The sequence below is a fragment of the Bacillus sp. DE0042 genome (assembly GCF_007680225.1).
Lineage (GTDB): Bacteria > Bacillota > Bacilli > Bacillales > Bacillaceae_G > Bacillus_A > Bacillus_A wiedmannii.
In genome coordinates this window covers 129,066-154,411 of the sequence record NZ_VEJP01000004.1, presented here as the reverse complement: position 1 = coordinate 154,411, position 25,346 = coordinate 129,066, and the positions used below count along the sequence as shown (strand labels likewise).

The 25,346-nt window shown below is 30.8% G+C and carries 29 protein-coding genes and 1 tRNA gene; 28 read left to right on the top strand and 2 right to left on the bottom strand.

The features are described from left to right. Window positions 1–121 precede the first annotated feature (121 nt). Window positions 122–337: an alpha/beta-type small acid-soluble spore protein gene (locus tag FS802_RS17220; RefSeq protein WP_001167047.1), complete on the top strand. Its 216-nt coding sequence runs from the start codon at window positions 122–124 to the stop codon at window positions 335–337. A gap of 77 nt (window positions 338–414) precedes the next feature. Here FS802_RS17220 and FS802_RS17215 read toward each other — a convergent pair whose 3' ends face one another. Then, a complete protein-coding gene (locus FS802_RS17215) occupies window positions 415–828 on the bottom strand; it encodes a hypothetical protein (protein ID WP_144525247.1) in 414 nt (137 codons plus the stop codon). A 1,206-nt stretch (window positions 829–2,034) separates the two neighbouring features. Between FS802_RS17215 and FS802_RS17210 the strand changes: the two genes are divergently transcribed. The 22 genes from FS802_RS17210 (at window position 2,035) to FS802_RS31145 (ending at window position 19,637) form a co-directional block, all read left to right on the top strand. Beyond that, window positions 2,035–2,328, top strand: a complete 294-nt coding sequence (locus FS802_RS17210; RefSeq protein ID WP_098720729.1) for an ArsR/SmtB family transcription factor — start codon at window positions 2,035–2,037, stop codon at window positions 2,326–2,328. 417 nt (window positions 2,329–2,745) lie between these two features. Next, a complete protein-coding gene (locus tag FS802_RS17205; protein WP_098720730.1) occupies window positions 2,746–3,228 on the top strand; it encodes a hypothetical protein in 483 nt (160 codons plus the stop codon). Then, window positions 3,225–3,830: a hypothetical protein gene (locus FS802_RS31615; protein ID WP_257150676.1), complete on the top strand. Its 606-nt coding sequence runs from the start codon at window positions 3,225–3,227 to the stop codon at window positions 3,828–3,830. Before FS802_RS17205 ends, FS802_RS31615 begins: the two co-directional genes overlap by 4 nt. 247 nt (window positions 3,831–4,077) lie before the next feature. Next, window positions 4,078–4,440: a hypothetical protein gene (locus FS802_RS17195; RefSeq protein ID WP_098800072.1), complete on the top strand. Its 363-nt coding sequence runs from the start codon at window positions 4,078–4,080 to the stop codon at window positions 4,438–4,440. A gap of 68 nt (window positions 4,441–4,508) precedes the next feature. Further along, window positions 4,509–4,838 (top strand): nucleotide pyrophosphohydrolase, encoded by a 330-nt coding sequence (locus FS802_RS17190; RefSeq protein ID WP_088113151.1) that lies wholly within the window; start codon window positions 4,509–4,511, stop codon window positions 4,836–4,838. 124 nt (window positions 4,839–4,962) lie between these two features. Beyond that, window positions 4,963–5,430, top strand: a complete 468-nt coding sequence (locus tag FS802_RS17185) for a GNAT family N-acetyltransferase (RefSeq protein ID WP_088113150.1) — start codon at window positions 4,963–4,965, stop codon at window positions 5,428–5,430. 486 nt (window positions 5,431–5,916) lie between these two features. Beyond that, window positions 5,917–6,036, top strand: a complete 120-nt coding sequence (locus FS802_RS32070) for a lariocidin family lasso peptide (RefSeq protein WP_435051948.1) — start codon at window positions 5,917–5,919, stop codon at window positions 6,034–6,036. 35 nt (window positions 6,037–6,071) lie between these two features. Continuing rightward, a complete protein-coding gene (locus tag FS802_RS32065; RefSeq protein ID WP_423778875.1) occupies window positions 6,072–6,188 on the top strand; it encodes a lariocidin family lasso peptide in 117 nt (38 codons plus the stop codon). Window positions 6,189–6,286: 98 nt separating this feature from the next. Then, window positions 6,287–6,565, top strand: coding sequence for a PqqD family protein (locus tag FS802_RS17180; protein ID WP_016135746.1), 279 nt, complete (start codon window positions 6,287–6,289; stop codon window positions 6,563–6,565). Continuing rightward, the gene (locus FS802_RS17175) at window positions 6,558–7,034 is read left to right on the top strand and encodes a lasso peptide biosynthesis B2 protein (protein WP_016135747.1); all 477 of its coding nucleotides are present in this window, start codon (window positions 6,558–6,560) and stop codon (window positions 7,032–7,034) included. Before FS802_RS17180 ends, FS802_RS17175 begins: the two co-directional genes overlap by 8 nt. Beyond that, entirely contained in the window at window positions 7,000–9,018 is a 2,019-nt protein-coding gene (locus FS802_RS17170) for an asparagine synthase-related protein (RefSeq protein WP_180230928.1), read from the top strand. Before FS802_RS17175 ends, FS802_RS17170 begins: the two co-directional genes overlap by 35 nt. Before the next feature lie 15 nt (window positions 9,019–9,033). Further along, complete coding sequence (locus FS802_RS17165) at window positions 9,034–10,872, top strand: ABC transporter ATP-binding protein (protein ID WP_144525245.1); 1,839 nt, start codon at window positions 9,034–9,036, stop codon at window positions 10,870–10,872. Next, complete coding sequence (locus tag FS802_RS17160; protein WP_144525243.1) at window positions 10,856–12,664, top strand: ABC transporter ATP-binding protein; 1,809 nt, start codon at window positions 10,856–10,858, stop codon at window positions 12,662–12,664. Before FS802_RS17165 ends, FS802_RS17160 begins: the two co-directional genes overlap by 17 nt. A gap of 100 nt (window positions 12,665–12,764) precedes the next feature. Beyond that, the gene (locus FS802_RS17155) at window positions 12,765–14,042 is read left to right on the top strand and encodes a clostripain-related cysteine peptidase (protein ID WP_144525241.1); all 1,278 of its coding nucleotides are present in this window, start codon (window positions 12,765–12,767) and stop codon (window positions 14,040–14,042) included. A gap of 513 nt (window positions 14,043–14,555) precedes the next feature. Further along, a complete protein-coding gene (locus tag FS802_RS17150) occupies window positions 14,556–15,362 on the top strand; it encodes a MutH/Sau3AI family endonuclease (RefSeq protein WP_260989074.1) in 807 nt (268 codons plus the stop codon). A gap of 150 nt (window positions 15,363–15,512) precedes the next feature. After that, the gene (gene tnpA, locus FS802_RS17145) at window positions 15,513–15,923 is read left to right on the top strand and encodes an IS200/IS605 family transposase (protein ID WP_033659952.1); all 411 of its coding nucleotides are present in this window, start codon (window positions 15,513–15,515) and stop codon (window positions 15,921–15,923) included. 11 nt (window positions 15,924–15,934) lie between these two features. Then, window positions 15,935–17,047, top strand: a complete 1,113-nt coding sequence (locus tag FS802_RS17140) for an RNA-guided endonuclease TnpB family protein (RefSeq protein ID WP_144525239.1) — start codon at window positions 15,935–15,937, stop codon at window positions 17,045–17,047. Between the two features lie 189 nt (window positions 17,048–17,236). Beyond that, a complete protein-coding gene (locus FS802_RS17135; RefSeq protein ID WP_257150678.1) occupies window positions 17,237–17,446 on the top strand; it encodes a hypothetical protein in 210 nt (69 codons plus the stop codon). A 192-nt stretch (window positions 17,447–17,638) separates the two neighbouring features. Beyond that, window positions 17,639–17,935, top strand: coding sequence for a hypothetical protein (locus FS802_RS17130; protein ID WP_260989073.1), 297 nt, complete (start codon window positions 17,639–17,641; stop codon window positions 17,933–17,935). A gap of 174 nt (window positions 17,936–18,109) precedes the next feature. Continuing rightward, window positions 18,110–19,105, top strand: coding sequence for a type II toxin-antitoxin system antitoxin SocA domain-containing protein (locus FS802_RS17125; RefSeq protein ID WP_088107207.1), 996 nt, complete (start codon window positions 18,110–18,112; stop codon window positions 19,103–19,105). 234 nt (window positions 19,106–19,339) lie between these two features. Next, window positions 19,340–19,413: transfer RNA gene (locus tag FS802_RS17120), tRNA-Ile, on the top strand. A 71-nt stretch (window positions 19,414–19,484) separates the two neighbouring features. Next, window positions 19,485–19,637 (top strand): hypothetical protein, encoded by a 153-nt coding sequence (locus tag FS802_RS31145; RefSeq protein WP_165613739.1) that lies wholly within the window; start codon window positions 19,485–19,487, stop codon window positions 19,635–19,637. Window positions 19,638–19,847: 210 nt separating this feature from the next. Here FS802_RS31145 and bla read toward each other — a convergent pair whose 3' ends face one another. Then, a complete protein-coding gene (gene bla / locus FS802_RS17115; RefSeq protein WP_144525237.1) occupies window positions 19,848–20,783 on the bottom strand; it encodes a class A beta-lactamase in 936 nt (311 codons plus the stop codon). A 673-nt stretch (window positions 20,784–21,456) separates the two neighbouring features. Between bla and FS802_RS17110 the strand changes: the two genes are divergently transcribed. The 5 genes from FS802_RS17110 to FS802_RS17090 form a co-directional block, all read left to right on the top strand. Further along, on the top strand, window positions 21,457–22,077 hold the full coding sequence (locus FS802_RS17110) for a DsbA family protein (RefSeq protein WP_016135761.1): 621 nt from the start codon (window positions 21,457–21,459) through the stop codon (window positions 22,075–22,077). Between the two features lie 173 nt (window positions 22,078–22,250). Beyond that, window positions 22,251–23,072 carry an MBL fold metallo-hydrolase gene (locus FS802_RS17105; RefSeq protein WP_098654120.1) on the top strand — a complete coding sequence of 274 codons (822 nt, stop codon included), beginning with the start codon at window positions 22,251–22,253 and terminating at the stop codon, window positions 23,070–23,072. Window positions 23,073–23,076: 4 nt separating this feature from the next. Continuing rightward, entirely contained in the window at window positions 23,077–23,469 is a 393-nt protein-coding gene (locus FS802_RS17100; protein ID WP_016089859.1) for a nuclear transport factor 2 family protein, read from the top strand. Between the two features lie 154 nt (window positions 23,470–23,623). Continuing rightward, entirely contained in the window at window positions 23,624–24,151 is a 528-nt protein-coding gene (locus FS802_RS17095; RefSeq protein WP_088113138.1) for a nuclear transport factor 2 family protein, read from the top strand. A gap of 400 nt (window positions 24,152–24,551) precedes the next feature. Next, window positions 24,552–25,346, top strand: a 795-nt coding sequence (locus FS802_RS17090; RefSeq protein WP_186367220.1) for an S-layer homology domain-containing protein, incomplete at its 3' end; no start/stop codon positions are given.

Below are 25,346 nucleotides of genomic sequence, written 5' to 3'. Positions count from 1 at the left end.
ATTCCCACATAAGGGATGAAAGCTTAGGTATATATGTAAAATGGCTAAACAAATAATTTTGTTGCATATTTTGTTGGAAATAGAGCATGATATTACCAAATTCAACGGAGGTGTTTAAAAAATGCAAATTCGCGAAAATAATAATTCAAACGAAATCTTAATAGCAGCTGCAGCAAGTGCAATTGAACAAATGAAATATGAAATTGCTCAGGAGTTTGGTGTTACACTTGGACCGGATTCAACAGCAAGAGCAAATGGTTCAGTAGGTGGAGAAATTACAAAACGATTAGTTCGTATGGCGCAAGAGCAGTTATCTGGTCAATATAAAATTCACTAAAGTTAAAGGTATATCCCATGGAAGAGGGATATACCTTTTTAATTTGCCTTTAAAGAGGATAGTGAAAATTTTTACTGCTAGTTAAATTTAGACACTGCAAATTTGGCTGTGAAATTCATCTTCTTCATGTAAGAAGAATTTACTCCTGCTTGAAATTGAACAGAAATATTACCGTCTGTTTGTGCTTTGAATACGCGACCGTATGGTGAATTAGCATTGTATGTGCCAATTACTTGATCATCCGCATCAAAGACTGTATAAGAAATTGGGAACCCGGAATTTTGTACAAAGACCGTAAGTTCTTCCCCTTTACTAAGATTAAATGATTCTTTTTGAGAAACTTCATAGGAACTCATAGAGTAATATTTTGTAACTTCTTGAATGTCTAAGTTCGTAGTTGCCGCACTTGCTTTTGGTGCCTCTGCTCCTGGTAAATTCATACCTGATAGTACTGCAATTCCTAATGCCCCTGCTAAAATAACTTTTTTCATAATGCTAGTTCCTCCTTTAATAAATTGTGAGATTTGAAGACGAAGTGAAAATATCACTTCTTGAAACCATTATAGTTACAATGAGAATGATTTTCAATGAGATTTGATATGTAATTCTGCATACATAAGATGTCGATATAAGGTAATCTATCTGAAGTTTAAAGTATTCTTAAATAAGGAGAGAACAAATTTTCAAAACTATGAATGTGATGGTAGCTGATTTTTACATACGTTGGTTCTATAAGTGAATATTTTGTTGTTTTTTTATTGTGCATTCATTGTATGTAAATAATCACTCAATTGTTGATAAAGTTGTATAATTTGGGATTATTAAACAGTGCGAGAGGTTATATGTTATAATAAAGCTGCAATAAGGTTCAGCAACCTAATCTTATTGTGTATATTTAGCCTATGTATGTCGTTTGTATTAAAAATAAGAAGTCTCTCAAAAAGAGGCTTCTTATTTTTGGTATGGAGGGGGATTACAGATGATTGATTATTATCAAATTTTTTTATTTACTATGGCAGGTATTGCCTTGTTTTTTTATATACAACATGCTGGAAAACCAACGAAAAGAAACAAATACAAGTTCATTTTCATAGTATCTTTATTTTTCCTTTTAAATTATTTATTTCTTAAATTCGTATAGGAAAATGTAGGAGGGGATACGTTTTTATTCTAAAATATAAATTTGTTATTTCTGATTCGTTATAGAGCATTAATAGATTAAAAGGGGATACATACTTTGGTTATTTAAAAGAAAACGAAATAGAAAGTATATTTAGGGAAATTTAAAAGGCCTTGTCATTATAGACAGGGCCTTTCAAAAAGGGAAACAATTGACAACTGAAGGTGACTTCATATTACCATTTTTGGTATTTTAATTCCAGGTATTCATATTGAGAAATAAAATGATTATTTTGTAGAGTGTGAGATGGGGGATACTGCCTATCAATTTTTCAGGATGGGAAGGCATAAGCAGAATTTTTTATTTGCTTTAAACAAGCGATAGAAGAAATACTTTTGCTTAGTAAAGCGTGTTAATTATAGTTCAAAGTTATGTAAAAAACTGTTTTCAGAATAGGTGTCCTTTTTGTTTTAAGAAAAGAATATATTTTCTCAACAGGACAAATGGTAAACATCTATAAGTACTATTTATAAGGATAATAAGAAAAGTAGAAATTAATAATAAAGGAGAATGCGAAATGAAAACAGTAGTAACTGATAGAAATCTAGCTGAAATCCGTGAAGAAGACGTAGATGTTTTAAAGGTAATGGCACATCCGGTTCGATTACAAATTGTAAATGAATTAATGAAACATAAAATGTGTAATGTTACGCAGTTAACGGAAATATTAAAACTCCCACAATCTACTGTTTCACAGCATTTATCTAAATTGAGGGGAACCGTACTCCGTGCAGAAAGAAGAGGATTAGAGATGCATTATTATATAGATAATGCCAAGGCCCGTCAGATTGTTGGAATTTTAGGTTTGTAGGTTAATAATAAGCAAAAAAGTTTCCTGTTATAAAGTAGGGAACTTTATATATATATAATAATTTTATTTTGTGAGGATTCCTATGTAAATAAGAAAATATTGTTCATAGAATTTCTGTACCTTTCAAAGGAATGTAATGAAATAAGATCTACTAATTTGTTTTCAATAGAGCTTATAATTATGTTTATGTTATTAAATATTTTTTTGGTTACCTATATTGATGGAATTTAGCTAATTCATAGGAAGATGTGGAGTAGGTTTACTATTTTCTTTATAAATAATAAACCTACTGTATTAACTGAGTTTTCTTATAAGAATTATAACAAATTATTTTAGTAATAAACAGACTTGAAGTTACTTCCTAATAAATCGTAAAATTTACATGTAAGGTAAATACAGGAATATTTGGAGGTTGTTATGAAAAGGATATTAGCAAAATCATTATTAGGTATTTCAGCATTTTCTCTATTAACTACATCATTTTCTATGAGTACGCAAGCAGCGACTCATGAATTAGATAATGTACCGGTTATTAGTGTAGAAACAGTAGAAGATAGTAAAATTGAAGTGGCAGAATTTAATCAAGTAGAACGATTTGCATTCCCATTAGCCATTCCTGTGATTATTTGGGGTGCTAGAGGCGCACAAGTAGTTCATAAGGTATGGAAAGCAGGTAAATTAGTTACAATTGGATCTGCTGTTGGTATTTCTGGAATGAAAGCACAAGATGTCATTGGTAAATATAAAAAAGGTGCTATTAATAAGGAATTTCCAGGCTCAATGAAAAATAAAACTGTGAAGGAGATTGAAGATTTAGCTAAAAAAGGAAATAAAGATGCGAAAAAGGCAAAAAAATTACTAACAGATAAGAGATTTAACAAGGGTGATAATAGAAAATGAGTATAATTACTAAAAGTGATATTTTAAATAAAGTAGATTCATTTTTTTCTTATGAAAGACCTACGAATAAATCATCAGTAAAAATTTTAAAGCCAAATGAGAGGTTACTATCTTTAAAGCAAAATAGTCAAGAAGATAATATAGATAAAATTTGGTATACCGAGTTTCAAAAATTATACTCTAATAATGCAGTTGTTAATTGGACGGATTTACCTAATAGCCAGTGTTTAGAGTATAAGGTTTTAGCTCACAGTAATCAGAAAATTTTAGATGATGATATTGAGTTAATTAAATTATTAGGCGGAAAAAGAGTGGATTTAAGGATCTTTATTAGTTTACTTGGAGATTATTATTACTGTATGTTAGAAGAAACTAGCTATATCAAAGAAACAGACGAATGGAAATTCAATAATATAAGTGATAGTGGACAATACGTTGAACTTCTAAAAGAGACTAAAATGTTTATGGATAAAAAAGGTTTTAGTTATATCTCTAAAGAGTTATTAAATACTACATTAGAAGGTACAGAAACAGAATATATTTCTTGTAATAAGGTCACTTTATTTAATTGCTTATTCTCTGAATTTGAATCTATAGATTAATAATAGGATGATAGCTTTCATTTTGATTAATAAGCTATGAGAAACTTTCTTAAAACAATATTAATTATTAGGTTACTGTCAAATAGATATATAGACTAAAAAACCTTCCTTAATGGAAGGTTTTTTAGTGCTTAATTTAAGTAGGATGGGAATAATATGTAAAAACCTGATAGTATAATATATAATTTTAGGAGAGTAAAAAATATAGGAGAGACCAATTGAGTTATCAATTAAAGGAGATTGTTACATGTATAATTGTAATCAATGTGGAACAGAAATAATTACGCAACTGCAAGATAGATATAGAGAATATTGCCCGAAATGTGAAATGCCTAGGCCGAGTAGCTTATTGTATTATAATTTATATGAGCTGCTGGGATATATGGAAGTTAATGAATACTTGAGTAAGGAAAGTATGCTACATAACTTTCTAAAATGGGAATTTGAGTTATCGAAAGGAAATATATTTAAGATGTATTTAGATGTAGAAAGATATGATCAAGTCGGGGATGAGAATTTTACAAAACAATTAAAAACATATATGAAAGGGCTCCGCTCAAAATTAAATGTCAAATATGAGCATGATTATATCTGGGTTAAGGTTAATTAGTAGGGAATCTACCTATAGTGTGTTCTAGTTTGAAAAGATAGTAAGAAATAGAGAGGAGACTAATAGTGATGGAAGATTTACAAAAGGCAGTAATAAAATTTCGAGATGAGAGAAATTGGGGACAATTTCATAATGCAAAGGATTTAGCCATTTCATTGAATATAGAAGCTGCGGAATTGCTTGAGACTTTTCAATGGAAATCCAGTCAAGAAGCGACGGAGACTAAAATGGAGGAAATGAAAGAAGAAATAGCTGATGTAATGATTTACTTGCTTCTGTTAAGTGATCAATTAAATATAAATTTAGAAGAGGCAGTACACTCTAAGCTTATAAAGAATGCCGAAAAATATCCCGTAGAAAAAGCATTTGGAAAAAATAAAAAATATAATGAACTCTAGAAGAAGAAGAATAACTTTTTTACATATTATTTAACATTAAGATTATATTTTATCAACTTGGTTTAACTTGCCAGATACAATTTATTACACTATATTAGTAGAAACTTACAAAGGAGGTTTTAAAATGGAAATTAGTATTAAAAAACTAGATAAAAAAATAGACAATCGAGAGAGTATTAAAAAAATAATAGAATTATGGAATCTAAACGCAATAGAAACTGCAGATTGTGAATTAGAGGAAAGTCATAAAAAAGGGATTGAAGAGCAATTAGTGGAATTGATTCAATCAAGATATGGTGCGGTTTTTGTAGGAACTGATGAAACTAATAATCTAATTGGTTATGGAATTGGCTCAATAAAGCAAGATTTGGTTACAGATATGTTATATGGTCAAATAGAGGAAGTTTATGTGAAATCAGAATATAGAAGACAGCAAATTGCGCAAAATTTAGTTGGAAATATAAGCAATTGGTTGAATCAAGAAAATGTCTCTTTGATTCATGTCTATGTTGACTTAGCTAATAAATTGGCATTGAATTTTTGGGAGAATACAGGATTTGAAAAAGAATTTTTTCTGTTATCTAATAGTTAATCAATATAATGAAAGTATAAATAAAGATAGGATCACTATAATAATAGCATTTCGCTACTATAGTGATTCTATTTTTATTTATAAGAAAATAAAGGTTGAAAGTCATTATTTAGAAATATTTAACAGAATATTCAAATTACTTGCAGAGGAATAAGTGCACTTACACCTTATGATTTAGGGGTGGAATTACATAAATTACTTATATTTACATAAAAGTATATAAAGTTGAAAAAATAGATTAAAGAGACCTTGTTTAGAAAATATTTACATTTTTATCAATAGTAAACAAATAATTCAGATAATTAATAAAAATACATTTTTTTGTTTATATGTGTTGATAAAATGTTGTTTTTTGGATATAAATACATCCATTTGTAGAATTTTGATGTTAAATGTAAAAAAAAGTAGTTTCTTGAGTAGTTTACATTCTAATTTCTTGTGTATAAACTTCAACTTAATTCCATAGAAAGGAGGGAGAGAAGAAAAATGAAAAAATTAGAAGCAGGGAAAGTAAAGGCATATGGATTATTTATGGCAGTAACATTAGCAAAGAAAAACAAACCAGGTGACGGAACAAGAACAAAAGGAATTCGCAAAGGACTATAAACGTTCTTAAATAAAGAGGATAGGAGGGAAGAAAAATGAAAAAATTAGAAGTAGGGAAAGTAAAGGGATACGGATCGTTTATGGCGGTAACCTTAGCTAAGACAAAGAAGCCAGGTGATGGCACTAGAGCTAAAGGAGTCCGTAGGCGTTAAAAATTGTAAAATAGAAAACTTGATTTATGAACTATCTAAGAAGAATAGTAGAAATCTAGTTCTACTATTCTTCTTAAAAAATGAAGGAGGAGACAATTATGCTGTTAAAAAAGAATTCTAATACTGTCACTTCTATTGCTAATGAGGAAGAGACAATTGTGTTGCATATTAGTGAAGGTGAATACTATGGCCTAGAGGGTGCTCATAAAGAAATTTGGGATAATTTTAATCAGAATTTATTTGAAAAAAAATCAATTGTAGAAGAATTTTTATCTAAATTCGATAATTCTAAAGAGGAGATACAAAAATTAGTGGATGAAAGTGTAATGGATTTAATTAATTATAAATTAATAATGGTTGTTGATAAATATGAATAACTCTAAAGAATATTTTGTCGCTTTACATAATTTGGTAAGAGGATTGTTAATTGAGGATTCATTTGATGTTGTGTTTAATAAAGTCTCCATTCAGTTCTTTCCAATGTATGAAAGTGCTAAAAGGAGAAAAGCAATGCCGATAAATATAAAAGAACTGATAACATTTAGTAAATATTTATATGAAATGGATGAACAAGACGCTTTAATCGCCTCATGTGTATCTATTTCTTTAACAAATCAAATTGTCCTATATTCAAATGGAATTGATGCAAAATTAAAAATTGGATTTAAAAAAATAGATGAAAAGTTACATTCTCATGCTTGGGTTGAGTTGGAGAATGGGGAAGTTATTGATCCTCAAAATCATCTTGGGAAATTACAAGTAATGCATATATTTAAAATGAGAGATGGAGTTGAAAGGTGGGTTACGGAAAATGAGAATGTGGATAGCTATGTGGGGAGAAAATAATACTATAAAAAAACAATGGAGCAAGAATTTAAGAAATTGGTTAAGTTCAATGAAGATAAGTAACCAACTTAATTTTGATAGAGAGGGATTTTTTTTAAGTGAAGTTGATTTCTCTTATAAAAATTCTCATAAAAAGACCAATGAGCAAATTTCCTTTTTAGCTACTCCATTAATTATGAATGGTGTACTAAGTGATTCCTTAAAGCATTCTTATGTTGAAAGTTTAACATCAAAAGCTAGGGAAAATCTGTATAAGGGTTTAACATCAAATATAGATTATCAATTACAAAATGCTAATGGGGATTTCACAATTACATATGTTGATCGAAATATGGATAATCTTGTAATAGCTAATGACATTTATGCGACGAGGCCAATCTATTATTATAAACATCCAAATGACGATTTCTTTTGTGCATCAAATGATTTAAGAACGTTGCTATTAAATTATGAAATTCCTTTTACAGTTAATTACAACGCATGCTTAAATTATCCAACTACACAATTTGCAATTAGTGAAGCGGAATATAGCAATGAAACATTTTTTAAAGGTATTTATCGATTACCACCAGCCTCAATTTTACAATGGAATAAAAATGATAAATTAAGTATTCGTTCGTATTGGGGACTAAATAATCTACTTAATAAAGTAAAACATACGAATATTACGGATTATGTGGATGAGTTCAGACAGACAATGCTTGATGTTGTTCAACTTCGTATATCAGATAAAAAGACAATTTTAGATGTAAGTGGAGGCTTAGATTCAGGAAATATTTTAGGAGCTGCAATTGCCAATGGCTCAAGCTCCTCTATTTTTGGAGTTAATCTATCTTTTGAATCTAACGATATGTCATTTAGTCATGATAAAGAACTTGTAACTAAGTTATTACAAGACTTAAACATTGAACATGCCATTATTATGGGGGATGATATTAACAAGATTTTAAATGCAGAAATAGGAAGAGATCCGATGTGGTATATAGATGGACCTGATCCACGAGGGAATCCTTTGTATGATGAAGTTGTAGCAGCAATCTCTATTGAAGTTGGTGCCAATCGTTCCATATCTGGCGATGGTGGAGATTATGTAGCGAGTGGAGAGGAATTAGTCATTGATTCTTTACTTAGACAGAAAAAGTTTAAAGAAGCAGTATCTAAATTATGGAATTGGTCTGATAAAAAGGTAGGAGGATTCTTAGATAAAACATTTACTTATGGAATTGCACCATTTATTCCAGGTTTAAACGAGAGGTTATACTATAAGACCGTTTGGGCTGAAAAAGTGGAAGCAAATATGCCATTTTTTACCCCAGAACATATTGAACGTGAAAATAAAGGTAATCAAAGAGAGTATGAGCAGTATAAAAAAAGTAAGGATTTTAAACTTTGGGGACACCGATATCACTATGATTACTTATATCCAAGGGCAAGATGTTTAGATACAACTAGGGTAGCAACAGATTATATGTACCCGTTTTATGATAAAAAAATGATTGAACTTAGTTTTTGCGTTCCACCTGAAGAACATTATGATTTACTAGAAGGGCATAAAAATGGATATTATAAAGGGTCTAAACAATTGATGAGAAAAGCGTTTAACGATGTTTTACCAGATTATTTATTGAATAGAAAAATAAAAACGACTTATGCACACATGGCTAGAAAATGTTTATTAAATGAAAAACATAATATTTTACAATTGTTCTCAAAAGATAAAAAGAATTTTGTAGTGGAATTAGGGATTATTGATAAGGAGAAATATAGGGACCACTTAATTGCAATGTTAATAAGATCTAATGATCCAAATAATGATTTAGGGATGAGTTTTCAATATTTACGTTCTGTTTTAGAGTTAGAAATTTGGTTACAAGAAGTTGAAAAGGGAAGAGATTATATTTTAGAAAGAAGTAAACCAGTGAATCCTCGTAATATAGGAAAGTGTATTTTTTCTTCAGAATTAAGACAAGCAACATTCTATTGAAAGTAGAGGAGAGCAATGTTTAATTTTTGTAAAGAGCGTATGCTCAACTTTAAAAATACGATGAGCATAGCTTTTTTTTTAGGGAAAATAATATGGAAATCTAGTCCGATTTTGGTCATAATTTTGTTAGTTTTACTTAGTGCTGAGGGTTTAATTGTTGCTATACAGTTATTTGCTACAAGGGAGATTCTGAATGGAATTAAAAATGCAAATCCTGGTGATACATACGTGTTTATTTGGGGAATTGTATATTGTTCAACTTTTGTTATAGGAATTTTCTCTGTATCAATTACCAGTTGGATTCAAAAGTTATTAGGTGAAAAATCTATGTTAACAATTAATACGACACTTTTAGAAGCTATAGAAAAAATGCCAGGTATGCGTTTTTTTGAAGAAACGAAATATAGGGATAAACTTGAGACTTTAAGAGACAGTACTAGTTGGTTACCTATGCAAATAGTTGAATCAACGGGCAGTGTAATAACAGGAGGAATTTCTTTAATTAGTATCATCATAGTAGTTGGTACGCTTTCTCCTCTTTTAGCAGTGATATTAATTGTAAGCGCTATTCCTTATGTCATATATGCAAATAAATTTACTGCAATGGAATGGGTATATGAAAATGAATTTGCATCAAATCGAAGAAAGATGTCCTATTATAGGGATAATTTATTAATAAAAAATACCGTACAGGAAGTTAGATTGTTTAATTTGGGTGAATTTTTTTTGAAGCAATATAAAGAAACATTTGATGTAGTATTTTCAGCATATAAAAAAATTCAAACAAAATCTTTAATTCCAATTACCTTAACTGGTTTATTATCTGGGGGAGTAGCTGGATTAGGGTATTTGTGGATAACTTATAAAATAAGTAATGCTTCTTTAACAATAGGAGATATCGCTTTATATTTAACTGCCTTATTTCAATTAAATGTATTATTAAGAAATGTTTCCAATGAATTTGTTGAAACACTTGAGCTTTGGAGAATGGGGGGAGATTTTCATGATTTTGTTAAATTAAAGCCGGATGTACAAATCTCTACAAATTCAAAATTTGTAGATTTGCATGAAATGAATATTGAATTTAAAAATGTAAGCTTTAGTTATCCAACTAATAATGAACATAAAATTCTAAGAAATCTTAGTTTTAGACTGAATGCAAGGCAAAGTACAGCCATTGTAGGAATGAATGGTGAAGGGAAAAGTACAATTGTAAAATTACTTTGTCGATTTTATGATCCCAATGAAGGGGAAATTCTAATTAATAATATAAACATAAAAGAAATAGATATTCAGCATCTTCGTAAACATATTTCTGCCATCTTTCAATCATTTGGAAAATATGGTTTAGCAATAGATGAGAACATTGGAATTGGTGATTATGAAAGTATAGAAAATAAGAAACAAATTCAAGAAATAGCTAAACGTGTTGGTATACACGAGAAAATTAATAGTTATACAGATTCCTATAAAACAATGGTAGGAAATGAATGGAATGGCATAGAGTTTTCAGGTGGACAATGGCAAAAAATAGCATTAGCTAGGGCGTTTTTTAGAAACGCTTCTACCCTAATAATGGATGAACCTACAGCCGCTTTAGATATTAAATCAGAAGAGCAATTGTACAATCAATTTTATTTATTAACGAGACAAAAAACAGTATTATTGATCTCGCATCGTTTTAGTACTGTAAAAATGGTGGATTCCATTATTGTAATTAAGGATGGAGAGGTTATTGAACAAGGTTCACATGAAGCATTAATGGCTAAGCAAGGAGAATATGCAAAAATGTATTTAATGCAAGCATCTAGTTTTTCTTTAGAGGGGACTGTGAAAAATGAAAAGTCTCAATAAGGTATATTATGCTTATAAATTTACAAGGGAAACATTGGCTTCTTTAAAGATGCTATGGAAAGCTGATAAAGTGGGATTTACCTACATTATGTTCATTAAAATACTGGAATCAATTATTCAGCCATTGCTTATTTGGTTAAGTACTAAGGTAATTGATGATTTATCAAAAGACCCTGCAGCATTATTAAATTCGAATTTCACGTTTTGGATAATCATTACATTTATTATTCTCACAATCACTGCAGATTTGTTTAATCCTTTTTTTGAAGTGAAAAAAAGGTTGTTAGTAGCGAAACTACAGATGTATATCGATGTATTAATTATGAAAAAAGCTAATACATTGGAGAGCCTTGAATTTTTTGAAGATAAGGAACTTTACAATAAAATAAGGTCTTTTAGAAATAATGAGTATTGGATTACAATGTGGATTGATTTAATCATGAAATCATTTGGAGGCACTGTAAAGATTATAGCTAGTGTTGCATTACTATTTTCTCTCTTACCGTGGTATCCATTTCTTCTTTTAGTAGTTTCTATTCCAAAACTTATTAAGGAGGTAAATTTAAATCAAGCAACATTTGAAGGTAGGCCAGAATTAATGGAATTAAGGAGGAGAGCTGAATATTATACGTCAGTTCCTTTGCTACCACAATTAGCGCAAGAGGTAAAATTATTTCACTTAACACCTTTTTTTAAAGAGAAATATGTTAAGACGGTACAAAAGCTGTCAGCAACTTTAAGTAAAGATCAAAGAAAATTAGCTGTTCATAGTCTGCTTTGGGGGCTAATACAATCATGTGTAATTTCCTTCAGCATAATTTTTATTATTTATAGTGCGATTAATAATGAAGTATCAATTGGAAGTGTAGTTTTATTTTTAGGTATGACCATCCAATTATGTGAAGGCGTTAATGAGTATTTTGCATTAATTGCTATAGGGGCTAGGGAAGGAAGACATTTAAGGAACTTACTGAATTTTATTCAACTTCCTAATCCTAAGACAGTAAATTCATCTTTAGTAGAGAGTCAGGAGAAGGATTCGGGTTTCTATTTATCGCAAGTGGATTTTTCATATCAAAATTCAGAAGAAAGTTCTCTAAGTATAAAGAAATTGCACATACCTCAAGGGAAAATTACTGCATTAGTTGGCGAAAATGGAGCAGGAAAAACGACGCTTATTAAATTATTATTAAGACTATATAATCCGAGCCAAGGTTCGATTTACTATAATAATAAAAACTTAAACGATTATGATTCAACTGAATACAAAAAAAAGTGTACTGCAGTTTTACAGGATTTTGTAAGGTACGAAATGTTACTAAAGGAAAATATAGGCCTTGGTGATGTGAAAAATATTAATAATATTCATGAGATTCAACTAGCAAGTGATAAAAGCAATGTGAAGGAATTGCTTCCTACTTTGACAGATGGATATGACACTCAATTGGGGAAATTATTTGGTGGACAAGAATTATCAGGTGGACAATGGCAAAGAATTGCAATTGGAAGAGCATTTATGCGTGATAAAGAAGCGGAAATCTTAATATTTGATGAACCAACTTCAGCACTTGATCCATACGCTGAAGATGAAATATTAAGAGTTTTATCAAATTTGGCGGATAATAAGACTGTTATTATTGTAACGCATAGGTTAAGTACTGCAAAATTAGCAAACCATATCATTTATTTGGATAAAGGACATGTAGCAGAACAAGGAACCCATGAAGAATTAATAATTAAAGATGGAAAGTATGCAGAGCTGTATTCTATTCAAGCTAAGAAATACAGCTAATATTTTAATGTGACCATTCATTTTGTCGACTATAACTCTATACATTGTTTTATGTAAAATCTACTTATAAATCAATTTACAAGTAAAAGGGGATTTAAAGATGAAAAAAACGTATAGGATAATATTAATCATAATATTTTTAATAGGGTTTTGTAGTTTAGTAGAGAATAATGTAATAAATGTTTCAGCGGATACAAATAATGTAAATAAAGCAAAATATACTGTGATGGTTTATTTGGATGGTTCTAGTTTAGAGAGTGATTTTGAGCTAGCTTCTGAAGATTTAAAAGAGATGCTGAAGATAGGCTCTTCAGAAGAAGTTAATATAGTTATGGAAACAGGTGGAGCAAAAAAATGGCATACACCTGCGATTAATCCAGAAACTAATCAAAGATGGATAATTCAAAAAGATTCCCTACAATTCATTGAGGATGTTGGACTTAAGAATATGGGAGAATCATCTACACTTAGCGATTTTATGATTTGGGGTATGGAAAAGTATCCAGCAGAAAAATATGCTGTGATTTTATGGGGGCATGGATCGGGATCTGTATATGGATATGGTCATGATGAACGATTTGGATTGGATCCACTTACATTGCCTGAACTTGAAAAAACGCTTAAAGAAACTTATGAAAAAACAAGAAAAAAATTAGAGATTGTAGCATTTGATGCTTGTTTAGTTACAAATCTAGAAACTCTTAGTTATATAAATCAGTATGCTAATTATGTTGTTGGTTCAGAAGATATGGTTCCAGGTCATGGTTTAAATTATATATATACATTTGAAAAATTATTAAATAAACCAAATATGAATGGAGCAGAGTTGGGAAGAATCATAGCAGATGGTTTTTATAAGCAAGCCATAGAAAATGAAGAAGAAGATGATGTAGCTATGTCTGTGATAGATTTGTCTAAGGTAAAACCTATTAAAAAAGCTTTTGATGATATAGCAAGATTATTGAAAGTAGATGTATTAAATGATGATAAATTTCAATCTATCCTTACTGCAAGACGTAATGTAGAGGAGTACGGAAAAATGGATGGCCCAGAGGATTCAGAAATGGTAGACTTGGGAGATTTGGCAAAACAAATGTATTCTCAGTATCCATTTTATTCAAGAAGAATTATGAGTGCAGTTGATCAGGCTGTAGTTTATAATGTGAAAAGCCCTTGGAAAAAAGCTACTGGTATTTGTTTATTTTTCCCTTTAGGTGACAGAGAGAGATTTGATGAGAAATTGAATCTTTACAAAAACAATAATTTCTCCAAAGATTATTATGATTTCCTTGAAATATTTATAGGGAATCTAAAAAATAATCAATTCATGAACGTGAGCAACGAATCTATAAATACAAATATAGTAAAAAAATTTTGATGTGACATATACAGGAATTTAAGTAAATGAAAAGTCAAAAAGGAATGTAATAAAATTAAATGAATAGAAAAGTAGTAGTATTATAGTTTTTGAAAATATCTTGATATGGATATACTTTTTTTGTAATATATAGGTATATTATTAGTTTACTTGATTCCGTTTATTCCCACACCTTATGTGTTGTGGTTGAGTTGTAGAAGTAAGTTGTGTTCTTACTTTAATTTTAAAAGGGCTTCTTTGAGCCGATTAGTGTAAATAGCTTATTTTGCTGTGCACAATTAATCGACTTGAGAAAGCCCTTTTTGTTTTGGTTGAAACAAGTATGAAAATGTATTTCTGTATACAATAACAGAGTAAAAAAGGAAATTTATATAAGGGGAGAACAATTACGAGTAAATTATTTATATATAAGGAGATTAGGAGAGGGATATAGTTTTTTCAATGTTAATGTATGAATAGTTCATTGTACAGTTTTTGCAATTAAATATTAATGAAAGATAGGTGGGGATGAGTATGAAATTTAAAACAGAGGAAGAACTATTAGCATTTACTGAAGGAATTATTGGGAAGAGTTTTAAAGAAATTGATACAAAAGGAATCTTACAAGGAAATAGTAACGATAAAGGAATATTGGGTAAGGTTGTTGAGACGGGATTTTACGATTATGAATTAAATAATTGTCCTGAGGCAGACTTTGGGGAATTAGGAATTGAGTTGAAAGTTTCTGGTTTTAATAAACTTCGAAATGGATTATGGTCGGCAAAGGAAAGAATTTCTTTAAGCATGATTAACTATAAAAATATTATTCATGAAGAATATGAGTTTAGCAAAGTTGTTTCTAAGAACAAAAAGTTGCTCATTATTTGGTACGAATATATGAAAGGTGTTCCATATGGAGATTTTATAATTCAAGATTTTCAACTCTATGATATGTCGCAAGATGAAGCAATAATCCGAAATGATTTTTATACAATAAAGCAAAAAGTGCTAGAAGGATTTGCTCACAAATTGTCCGAGGGTGATACCGTTATTTTAGGGGCAGCCACAAAAGGACAGAAAGGACAAAAAGCAGAACAGCCTAATTCAGAAATCTTTGCACCTACAAGAGCATTCTCATTAAAAAACTCTTTCTTTCGTGGTGTTTTGAGAAGCCATGTAGAAAGAACGGACAGAGGTGAAAAATCTAATGTATTTGTAACACCTGAAGGATACATTTGGAATCAACTAAAACCGTATAAGGGGATGAATCAATTAGATATATTAAATCTTTTTGAGAAGCGTAATCCAGCAAAAAAATACCTAACAGTATTAGTAAAATAGTATCTAATAGGATAGTAGGTGCAGATAAGGAATTACCAGAGAAGCATGAGGTATTCAGTAAATCTAATTTTTAAATTAAAAATATATCAATTCGAGAAGACAACAGTCCTATAGAAAAAGCAACGTTCAGAACTTTGCAACTTGCAGATTTTGAAATTTCTTGGGAAGAGTCTTCCTGGAAAATATTTAGTATTCTCGTTGTATTATAACCTTGTATTGGTCGTGAAATACAGAAGAAATGTATTTGATAATGATATGTCAGACTATGCAAAAGATATGTTTGTTCGACTATCTGAAAGCTATAACATCACATTAGTTGAATGGAATCATGATATAGATCATGTTCATATTTTGTTCAAGGCACACCCTAATACAGAAATGACAAAATTCATCAATGCTTATAAAAGTGCAAGCTCTCGACTTATCAAGAGAGACTTTCCACAAGTGAGAAAGAAACTATGGAAAGAGATGTTTTGGTCAAGAAGTTTTTGCTTACTAACTACTGGTGGTTCATCAATAGACGTAGTAAAAAAATATATTGAAAATCAAGGGGGAAAGTGAGGTGAAATGATATGACAAAGCATAATAAAGCATATAAATTCCGTTTGTATCCAACAGAAGACCAAGCACATCTTATGCGTAAAACCTTCGGTTGTGTACGTTTCGTGTATAACAGAATGTTAGCCGAACGGAAAAAAGTATATGAAAAACACAAAGATGATAAGGAACAACTAAAAAAACAAAAGCTTCCCACTCCTGCGAAATACAAAGCAGAATTTGAGTGGTTAAAAGAAGTTGATTCATTAGCCTTGGTAAATGCTCAACTAAACTTGCAAACTGCCTATAAGAATTTCTTTAGTGGTCAAAATGACTTCCCAACATTCAAAAGCAAAAAAGACAGAAAGTCTTATACAACGAATGTAGTGAACGGAAATATTATGTTGCTTAACGGTCATATCAAATTGCCAAAACTGAAAATGGTACGTATCAAACAGCATAGAGAAATACCACAAGACCATGTAATCAAGTCATGTACGATTTCTATGACACCTACTGGTAAATACTATGTGTCTATCTTGACTGAATACGAAAAAGAGATTGTACAAAAAGAAATAGAAACAGTTGTTGGATTAGACTTTGCGATGGATCGATTATACGTCAGTTCTGAGGATGAGAGAGCCAATTATCCTAAGTTCTATCGTGAATTGTTAGACCGATTAGCAAAGGCACAACGAGTATTATCAAGAAGAATAAAAGGTTCTATTCGTTGGAATAAACAACGTATCCGTGTAGCTAAGTTACATGAAAAAGTAGCGAACCAACGTAAGAACTTCCTTCATCATAAGTCTAAAGAGTTAGCTATTCATTTTGATGTTGTAGCTATTGAAGATCTAAATATGAAAGGAATGTCGCAAGCACTTCATTTTGGAAAAAGTGTCGCTGACAATGGTTGGGGTATGTTCACTTCTTTTTTAGCTTATAAATTACACGAACAAGGCAAACAACTTGTGAAAATAGACAAATGGTTTCCTTCCACAAAAACATGTTGCAGTTGTGGAAATGTAAAAAATATGTCATTGTCTGAGCGAGTATATTCTTGTATATGTGGTGTAAATCTCGATAGAGATTATAACGCAGCTATCAATATCAAAAATGAAGCAATACGCCTATTAGCGTTAACATAGATAGCAATAAAATAACCCTTGGAACGAGGGAGTTAGCTCGGTTGTCTTAGGACGAATTCGTTAGCTATCAAAAGTAACGACTAACCGAGAAGCCCCCACTTCAAACAGTCCATTAGGACGTTAAGTGGCGGGTAGTTCACGGTTACATTTACTCCTGAAGAAGTGGATGAGTTTGAGAAAACTTATAACATGATAAAGGAGACAATTGAAACAGGGGACATTCGTAAACTTCCAAAAGCTTCACATGATTTAGGAAAGGGGCTTAAATTGGTTGTTTCAACAAAAGGAAGTGGTACAGGGGGCTATGAGAGATTTTTTGATGATACAAGAGAAACATGCTTTATGTTAAATAAAGATTTTATTCATCAGAAGTTTAATGAAGATGTGATTCTAGAGTAGATACGTAATCGATTTACGAATTAAATTACAGCAAAACAATCATATAGAAGTTTCGTAGACGACATAAACGTTCTAATTATAAGCGGAGAGAATGGAAGTCTACTGTAAATTAACAAAAACGTATCAATTGATACGTTTTTTGTTGTTGTTCTAGTAAATATGATGTATGATTTGAAAGGGGAAAGAACTTGAATGCGCATTAGCTTACAAAATAAGGAGACAAAAAAGCACACTAATTTTACAATTGGTGAGGTTGAGCAGTACATATTTGAGTTTAAAAAATTAATTAAAAATAATCGATTTACGATTTCTCGAAATGAAAAAAGGAAAGAGAATATTGAATTTTTAGAGGCTTATAAGATTAATGTTAGTAAAGTGAAAGAGATTCTTCTTAATATAGGAGTACATGATTTTTGTTATGCAGTTGAAATGAAAATCCAAATTTTGCTTATGAAAAATTGTATATCTTCTGTCCACAATATGAGCTAGATAATTGGGGACAAAATAAGTCGGTAGACATATATGTTAAGACGAATCTAATTGAAAATAAGGACAGGAACAAATACATGATTGTTGTTTCTTTTCATAAAGGGAATAAACCAGTCACTTATCTTTTTAGATAAAGTTAAGTGACTTATGGTTCTATAATGAGGGAGGATTTTTATGTTGGTTTTATGTGAGTGTTGTCGAGAAATGGTGAAGTATTCTACTAAAGATGTTCCAAAAATGACAGTCATTAGAGGGAAGCAATATCATTACGTGGGTAAAGAAGCAAAATGTGAAGAGTGTAAATCTGAAATATTTGTTCCTGACATTCATGATTATAATTTAGAACAATTAGATCATGTATATAGGCAACAGGAGCAGTTAGTTACTATCTCTGAAATAAAAGAGGTTTTAGAGAAATATAAGATTGGAAAACGTCCATTGTCTTTACTTTTAGGTTGGGGTGAAGTTACCTTAACAAGGTATGTAAATGGGGATATTCCGACAAAGCAGTACTCGGATATATTGAAAAGATTAAGTAGGGATCAATCTTTTATGCTAGATATTCTGGAAAGAAATAAAGGTTTAATTACTCAAAAAGCATATAGGGTTTCTAAAGAAGCGATTGTAAAGCTGCAGGAAAATGAGAATTTTACTTCTACACAGACTACGAAAATTGAGGCAGTTGCTAATTATTTGCTATATAAAAATGATGATATTACTCCTTTAGCTCTTCAAAAGCTTTTATACTATGCACAAGGATTTTGTAGGGTGTTTACTGGAACATATTTATTTGAAGATGATTGTGAAATAGGAAGTCACGGCCCGGTATATCGAGTTATTTTTGATAAATACAAAGGATATCAGTACGACAATCTTGAAGTCAATTATGATAGTACAAATCAGTTAACTCAAATAGAAAAGGAACTATTAGATTATGTAGTTAATACTTTAGGCTGTTATAGTGGGAAGAGTTTAGAAAAAATGATTCTATTTAACTTACCATGGGCAGTAGCTGATCTAGAATTAGAAGATAATAATTCTGGTAAACCTATCATGGAAAAAGAGGAGATAGATAATTGTTTTAATACAATGAAACAGGCATATAATTTAGTTACTATTTCTGATATTAAACAATATAGTATAAGGGTATTTGATAATATAAACAATTAATTGTTGTAATTATATTATTTTTAATATGAGTGATATATCGATTTTTTTACTGTTAACCAAACCCCTGTAAAGGTATTAAAAGATAGTAATAAATACAAAGGATAAGGAGTATAGAATATAAACACTTTTAACATGATGTAAATATGCATATTAAATAAAATGTAAAGTAAATTAATACATTATATGGTAAAATGATATATGTGAATACGTCTTATGAAGTAAATTTTATGCTTTGGACCTTTAGCTCAGCTGGTTAGAGCAAACGGCTCATAACCGTTCGGTCGTAGGTTCGAGTCCTACAAGGTCCACTTATAAACAAGGAGAAAGCACTCAAATGAGTGCTTTCTCCTTGTTTATAATAAATAAAGGGGATTGTGACATGAAAATAATTGATTTAGAGACAGAAAGAAAAAAGAAGGAAAAATTAATGGTAACTATTCCAATTATAGAACTAATGTATGGAGAAAAAGGGGAAATTGAATTTAAAGTAGTAGGAAAAAAAGTTGTTCCACAATCCATGCTTGAGAATTAAACTACTTTACTTCTTATAGGCTGTAGGAATGTTAAGTGAGAGATTTCTAAATATGGAAACCTCGTGGATACTAATAAAAGGAAAAACTAAAAGTTATGTTCGAAATGGAGGTGAATTTGTAGTGATAATGGTATATTCCTTGTAAAATACATAAAAAGACCGTCACAGTATTGTGACGGAAAATAGAAAAATTCTGATGACTTACTACTATTATTGTTTATTTGGAGTTTTTAAAGCATCTAACACTATTTTGGTTGCTTCTGCAATAAGCTTATCATCGTATTTAGCATCCTCTTTATCATGATTAGAAAGTATCGCAAGAACAATTGGCTTTTTATTTGGTGGCCAAATAATTGCGATATCATTTCTGGTTCCATAAGATCCCGAGCCAGTCTTATCAGCTACTTCCCATCCTCTTGGAACTCCAGCACGAATTAAGTTGTCTCCCGTAGTATTTCTTTTCATCCAATCTATTAATAAGCTCCGTTTCTCAGTTGAAAGTACATCTCCTAGCGCGAAAGCCTGCAGACTAGAAGCTAATGCCTTTGGGGTACTAGTATCATGAGTGTCTCCTGGGTGCACTTCGTTTAATTCTGGTTCAAAATGTTCAGGGTTTGTAACGGTATCTCCTATTTCTCTCAGTGATTTTTTGAATTCACTAGGCCCACCTAATTGTTTAAGAATAAGATTTTGTGCCGTATTATCACTATATCGAAGGGAAGCATCTGCAAGCTCTTTCAGAGTCATACCTGTATCAACATACTTTTCTGTAATTGGATTGTAATTAACAAGATCTTCACGAGTATACAAAATTCTTTGATTTAGATCTTCTATCGATTTCTTTTGTAAAAGTACTCCCACGGCTAGAGCTTTGTGGGTAGAAGCGTATGCAAACCGTTCATCTGATTGATAAGTAACAGTTTGATTCGTATCAGTGTCCAAGGCATAAATACCGAGTTTAACATCAAATTCTTTTTCAAGCTTAGAAAAAGAGTGATTAACTGTATTTTCTTGTTTGGTTTGTTTAGGCGGTTCAGATTGAGTATTACTATTGGAACAGCCTATAAGCGTTGCGCATGAAAGAAATAATACAGGTACAATCTTTTTGTAAGGTAACATGTTATAAAATTTGTTTAAGACTATCATAAATTTTCAACCTCTTTCAAAAATATATGGTTTTTGTCTAGGTGTTCTAAATATCAATACAATTAAAGAGTGTATAGGGTAACACTCTTCTTGCATCACTCTTATTATAAACACCTGTTTTATATGTATAATTAATAGACCATCTAAGTAGCAAGTTTGTTCCATTTAAAAAAATAAGAAGATGTTTTTGGAAATCATCACCTGAAATAATGGACATTTAGGGTAAAGGGAATTTACTTTAATTCCATAGTTGTGGAAACGTCAAAGTAGAAATTTAATGTTTTTTGTAAAAAAGAATTGACTTTCGAATACGTTGTAACTAATATGGTTACATAAGGTGTAACTTATTCAGTTACAACAACTTCCTTTTTTAAGAAAAAAGATTTATATATGTAATTAAGGATAGCGGTCTATACGTTGTCGTTCAGTGCAGAAAATTACTACTATATTAACAACTATGCATATTCTTAACGGTAGTATTTTCTGCTTTAGAGCCAAAATGTGCAGTGTTATCTTTTATAAATAATTTTAGTGATTTTTTTTTGGAAGGATTAGTTTTTGGGGAAAATAATAAGGTTGCTAAAAAAGATGCATTTTTACAAACCAAAAAGCTAGCTAAGAATTTTTAAGTGATAGCTGAACTAGCTAATAAAAATAAAGGTAGGAGATTTAAATGGAGAAAAAACAAGATAACCTTATATATGTATGGGACGCATATTGTGGATGGTGCTATGGTTTTTCAGAAAATATTAAAGGATTTTACAAAGACCACACTGAAATGCCGTTAACAGTTTTATGTGGGGGGTTATTTTTAGATGATCTACCAATAAAAAATTTCTCATATATAGAAGAGGGAAATAAAAGAATTAATCAACTTACAGGCGCAGAATTTGGTCCTTCCTATCAAAAATTGGTGGAAGAAGGTACTTTTAAAATGAATTCAAAAGATGCTGCAATTGGCTTTTCAGCTTTACGCTCATTAGCACCAGACCGTTTGTTAGAATTCACGTCTGCTATGCAAAAAGCGTTTTATTATGATGGACAAAGCCTAAGTGATCCTGAGACATATCGTAAGATTGCAATTGAGCATGGTTTGGACCCTGAACAAGTATTAGAGCGTTTAAATGCGCAAGAAACAATTGTAGATGTCCAAAATGATTTCAATAAGGTTCGACAGCTTGGGGTTAATAGCTATCCTTCATTACTTTTACAAAAAGATAATCAAATTATTCCTATTGGTGGTGGGGTAATGACGCCAGATAAAATTGAAGCACGTTTTAAAAATTTATACTAAGAAAGTTTAGGCTTTAGTAGTAAACATGTTAGCTTACGCCAACTGACATACATTTCCCGAATATTTGCTGGTGCTATTACACTTTCAGGTGAATTGAAAAGGGAGCTTCTGTCGGAATAAGACAAAAATATGGTAACTAATTAATAACTTAAACAAAAGGAGAATAACATTCTATGTTTAAAACAATTGATATAAATCAAAAAGATGTAAAATTGACGGTGTTTAGTTCAGACGAAAAAAGTTTTATGGTCACTGCAACTTTAGTTGAGAAAGCAGGACATGCATTTTTAATAAACTCAAAATTTACTCAATCTGATTCGAAAGAAATTGTGGATTATTTGAAAAACAATAACTTATCTCTAGATAAAATCTTTATTATCCATGGGGATCCTGATTACTATTTTGGGTTAGAAAGTATTAAAGCTGCTTACCCAGATGCTATAGCGTATGCTACAGAGTCTACGGTTGAACATATTGTTCATTCTGTATTAGGGAAATTGAAAGTTTGGAAAGATGCACTTGGAGAAAATGCACCAAGTAATGTGGTATTACCACAAGTGTTTAAGGAAAAATCTATTGATTTTCAGGGACTTACATTTGAACTAGTAGGCTTAGATCATTACAGAACTAGCTTATTTAACAGAGAACTGAAATTATTAATTGGGGGAATAGATGTATTTAACGAAATCCATCTATTCTTAGCAGATACTAGTTCAAAAGCAGCAATGGAGGCATGGATTGAGAACTTGAAAGTATTACAGGCTTTAAATGCGGACGTAATTGTACCGAGCCATGGATCAATTGAAAAATCCTTAGATAATCAAGCGATTACTGCAACTATGGATTATTTAAGAACTGCAATTCAGGCTTCTGAGGAAAGTAAAACTTCAAAAGATTTTGTAGCAAAACTTGAAACAGCATATCCAGGCTATGCTAATAAAGGTGTATTAGAATTAAGTGCAAAAGTTGTAACAAAAGAAATGCCTTGGGGTTAATGCTATGAATAGATATCAAAAACTATTACATGAAACATATGTGTTAACTGGTGAAGGAAAAATGGATGCTTTCAAAACGTATTTAAGTGAAAAGGTATCTTGGACAGAAGCTGCTGGCTTTCCATATGCGGGCACTTATATAGGTCCTGATGAAGTAGTGAAAAATGTACATGAACGTCTTGGAACTGAATGGGATAACTATAGCGCTAAAGATGAAATTTATGCTTTTAATAACAATACTGTTATTGTGTATGGAAAATATAGTGGAACATATAAAGTAACAGGGAAATCATTCATAGCAGATTTTTGTCATCTTTATGAGTTTGATGAGAACGATAAGGTTAAAAAGTTTATTCAAATTGTGGATAGTGCAACTGTTAATGAGGTATTAAGTTAGAGTTACTAGTTTCTGACATGCCTAGTATAGGGAGTATTGTTAGGAAAGATGGATTTTCCTAACAATATCTCTTACATCACATTCTGGGTAAGGTTTATCCTTTATCGAGTGTGTTATCGAATATGAATCATAAAATTAGAAGAGGTAGGTATATATGAAAATAGAGAAAAATTTAATAGTAATAATTATTTCTGTGTTTATTTTAGGAATTGTGTCGACTTTGATATTTCAAGCTTCAACTGGTAATACCAAAGGTCATTCAACAAAGAGCGAGAATGTTGCACCAGTATCGAAAGATAATGTGACAGAAAAAGAAAAGAATAAAAAGATGGTAGTTGATTTCTATAATGAAGTTTTTAACAAACATAATATCGATATTATCCCTAAATATGTAAGTGAAGATTATAAGCAACATAATCCTTTTGTTGCTGATGGACGAAAAGCCTTCATGGATTTCTTTAAGGAGGACTTTGTAAAAAATCCAAATTCCTCTGCAGAGATTAAACGTGTAATAGCTGAAGGAGATACAGTTGCTCTTCATGTACATTCTCGTACTAATTCTCAAGATAAGGGAGTTGCTATAGTGGATATTTTCCGCATAAAGGATGGAAAAATCGTCGAACACTGGGATGTAATTCAAGAGATTCCAAATGAGGCAGCTAATAATAATACGATGTTTTAGGTAGAAAAAATATATAAACTAAATTCAAATTTCTAACTCAAGACTCCATTTTGATTAACCTTTTTTCAAAATGGAGTCTTCTTATTTTTCATATGGGTTTGTGGAACATTTTTGATTATACTTTATTTCAACTCAATATTTGTATTAATGAGGTTTAATTTATAGGTGATAAAATTGATAATACTCTTGATGTATGAGTCACATAGTAGTAAAAACTCTCCTATAGGCAAGAAGAGTTTTTTAGTGAGTTTATAGCATTCTGGAAGGAATTAGTTTTTTTATCACTAATAACAGTAAATAATTATATATAAATATAATGTATTTATGTTATTATGTTTATATTGGAAAATAAAGTATATTTTTGTTCGCAAAAATAATTAGGAGAAGAAGGGGAAATAGCATGAAAATGAAAAAAATGATTTTAACAGGTGCAGTACTTGCAGCAACAACTTTAACGTCTTTAACAAATGTACAGGCAGATACAACTTTTAAAGATGTTCCTACTGATCATTGGTCATATAAAGCAATTATGGATCTAAAAGAGAAAAATATCGTAGCTGGTTATGGAAATGGCATATATGGTTTCGGTGATAGTATTACACGTGGTCAAGTTGCTAGATTGCTTTATGTATACTTGAAACCAGTAGATGTAGATGCTAAATTTCAAAATCCATTTACGGATATAAAAGGTACTATGTTCGAAAAGGAAATCTTAGCAATCACAAATGCAGGGATTATGAGCGGATATGGTAATGGAAAGTTTGGACCAAATGAGGTCCTTAATCGTGAACAATTGGCAGCTGTTCTAACACAAGCATTTCAATTAAAAGCAACAACTGTCACAACTTTCAAGGATGTTGACAAGAATTATTGGGCTACGAAGGCAATCAGTGCATTGCAGGAAAGTAAAATTGCTGCTGGTACAGGAAGTAACTTATTCGAGCCAAAAAGAGTTGTAACACGTGAGCAATATGCACAGTTTCTATACAATGGAATTAAAAGTGTGAACAAACCAGAGACAAAACCAGAAACAAAACCAGAGACAAAACCAGAGACAAAACCAGAAACAAAACCAGAGACAAAACCAGAAACAAAACCAGAGACAAAACCAGAGACAAAACCAGAGACAAAACCAGAAACAAAACCAGAGACAAAACCAGAGACAAAACCAGAAACAAAACCAGAGACAAAACCA

Bases quoted from the DNA above. Each gene is read 5' to 3' on its own strand.
- FS802_RS17220 (WP_001167047.1), top strand. From the start codon at position 122: ATGCAAATTCGCGAAAATAATAATTCAAACGAAATCTTAATAGCAGCT.
- FS802_RS17215 (WP_144525247.1), bottom strand. From the start codon at position 828: ATGAAAAAAGTTATTTTAGCAGGGGCATTAGGAATTGCAGTACTATCA.
- FS802_RS17210 (WP_098720729.1), top strand. From the start codon at position 2,035: ATGAAAACAGTAGTAACTGATAGAAATCTAGCTGAAATCCGTGAAGAA.
- FS802_RS17205 (WP_098720730.1), top strand. From the start codon at position 2,746: ATGAAAAGGATATTAGCAAAATCATTATTAGGTATTTCAGCATTTTCT.
- FS802_RS31615 (WP_257150676.1), top strand. From the start codon at position 3,225: ATGAGTATAATTACTAAAAGTGATATTTTAAATAAAGTAGATTCATTT.
- FS802_RS17195 (WP_098800072.1), top strand. From the start codon at position 4,078: ATGTATAATTGTAATCAATGTGGAACAGAAATAATTACGCAACTGCAA.
- FS802_RS17190 (WP_088113151.1), top strand. From the start codon at position 4,509: ATGGAAGATTTACAAAAGGCAGTAATAAAATTTCGAGATGAGAGAAAT.
- FS802_RS17185 (WP_088113150.1), top strand. From the start codon at position 4,963: ATGGAAATTAGTATTAAAAAACTAGATAAAAAAATAGACAATCGAGAG.
- FS802_RS32070 (WP_435051948.1), top strand. From the start codon at position 5,917: ATGAAAAAATTAGAAGCAGGGAAAGTAAAGGCATATGGATTATTTATG.
- FS802_RS32065 (WP_423778875.1), top strand. From the start codon at position 6,072: ATGAAAAAATTAGAAGTAGGGAAAGTAAAGGGATACGGATCGTTTATG.
- FS802_RS17180 (WP_016135746.1), top strand. From the start codon at position 6,287: ATGCTGTTAAAAAAGAATTCTAATACTGTCACTTCTATTGCTAATGAG.
- FS802_RS17175 (WP_016135747.1), top strand. From the start codon at position 6,558: ATGAATAACTCTAAAGAATATTTTGTCGCTTTACATAATTTGGTAAGA.
- FS802_RS17170 (WP_180230928.1), top strand. From the start codon at position 7,000: ATGAGAATGTGGATAGCTATGTGGGGAGAAAATAATACTATAAAAAAA.
- FS802_RS17165 (WP_144525245.1), top strand. From the start codon at position 9,034: ATGTTTAATTTTTGTAAAGAGCGTATGCTCAACTTTAAAAATACGATG.
- FS802_RS17160 (WP_144525243.1), top strand. From the start codon at position 10,856: ATGAAAAGTCTCAATAAGGTATATTATGCTTATAAATTTACAAGGGAA.
- FS802_RS17155 (WP_144525241.1), top strand. From the start codon at position 12,765: ATGAAAAAAACGTATAGGATAATATTAATCATAATATTTTTAATAGGG.
- FS802_RS17150 (WP_260989074.1), top strand. From the start codon at position 14,556: ATGAAATTTAAAACAGAGGAAGAACTATTAGCATTTACTGAAGGAATT.
- FS802_RS17140 (WP_144525239.1), top strand. From the start codon at position 15,935: ATGACAAAGCATAATAAAGCATATAAATTCCGTTTGTATCCAACAGAA.
- FS802_RS17135 (WP_257150678.1), top strand. From the start codon at position 17,237: ATGATAAAGGAGACAATTGAAACAGGGGACATTCGTAAACTTCCAAAA.
- FS802_RS17130 (WP_260989073.1), top strand. From the start codon at position 17,639: ATGCGCATTAGCTTACAAAATAAGGAGACAAAAAAGCACACTAATTTT.
- FS802_RS17125 (WP_088107207.1), top strand. From the start codon at position 18,110: ATGTTGGTTTTATGTGAGTGTTGTCGAGAAATGGTGAAGTATTCTACT.
- FS802_RS31145 (WP_165613739.1), top strand. From the start codon at position 19,485: ATGAAAATAATTGATTTAGAGACAGAAAGAAAAAAGAAGGAAAAATTA.
- bla (WP_144525237.1), bottom strand. From the start codon at position 20,783: ATGATAGTCTTAAACAAATTTTATAACATGTTACCTTACAAAAAGATT.
- FS802_RS17110 (WP_016135761.1), top strand. From the start codon at position 21,457: ATGGAGAAAAAACAAGATAACCTTATATATGTATGGGACGCATATTGT.
- FS802_RS17105 (WP_098654120.1), top strand. From the start codon at position 22,251: ATGTTTAAAACAATTGATATAAATCAAAAAGATGTAAAATTGACGGTG.
- FS802_RS17100 (WP_016089859.1), top strand. From the start codon at position 23,077: ATGAATAGATATCAAAAACTATTACATGAAACATATGTGTTAACTGGT.
- FS802_RS17095 (WP_088113138.1), top strand. From the start codon at position 23,624: ATGAAAATAGAGAAAAATTTAATAGTAATAATTATTTCTGTGTTTATT.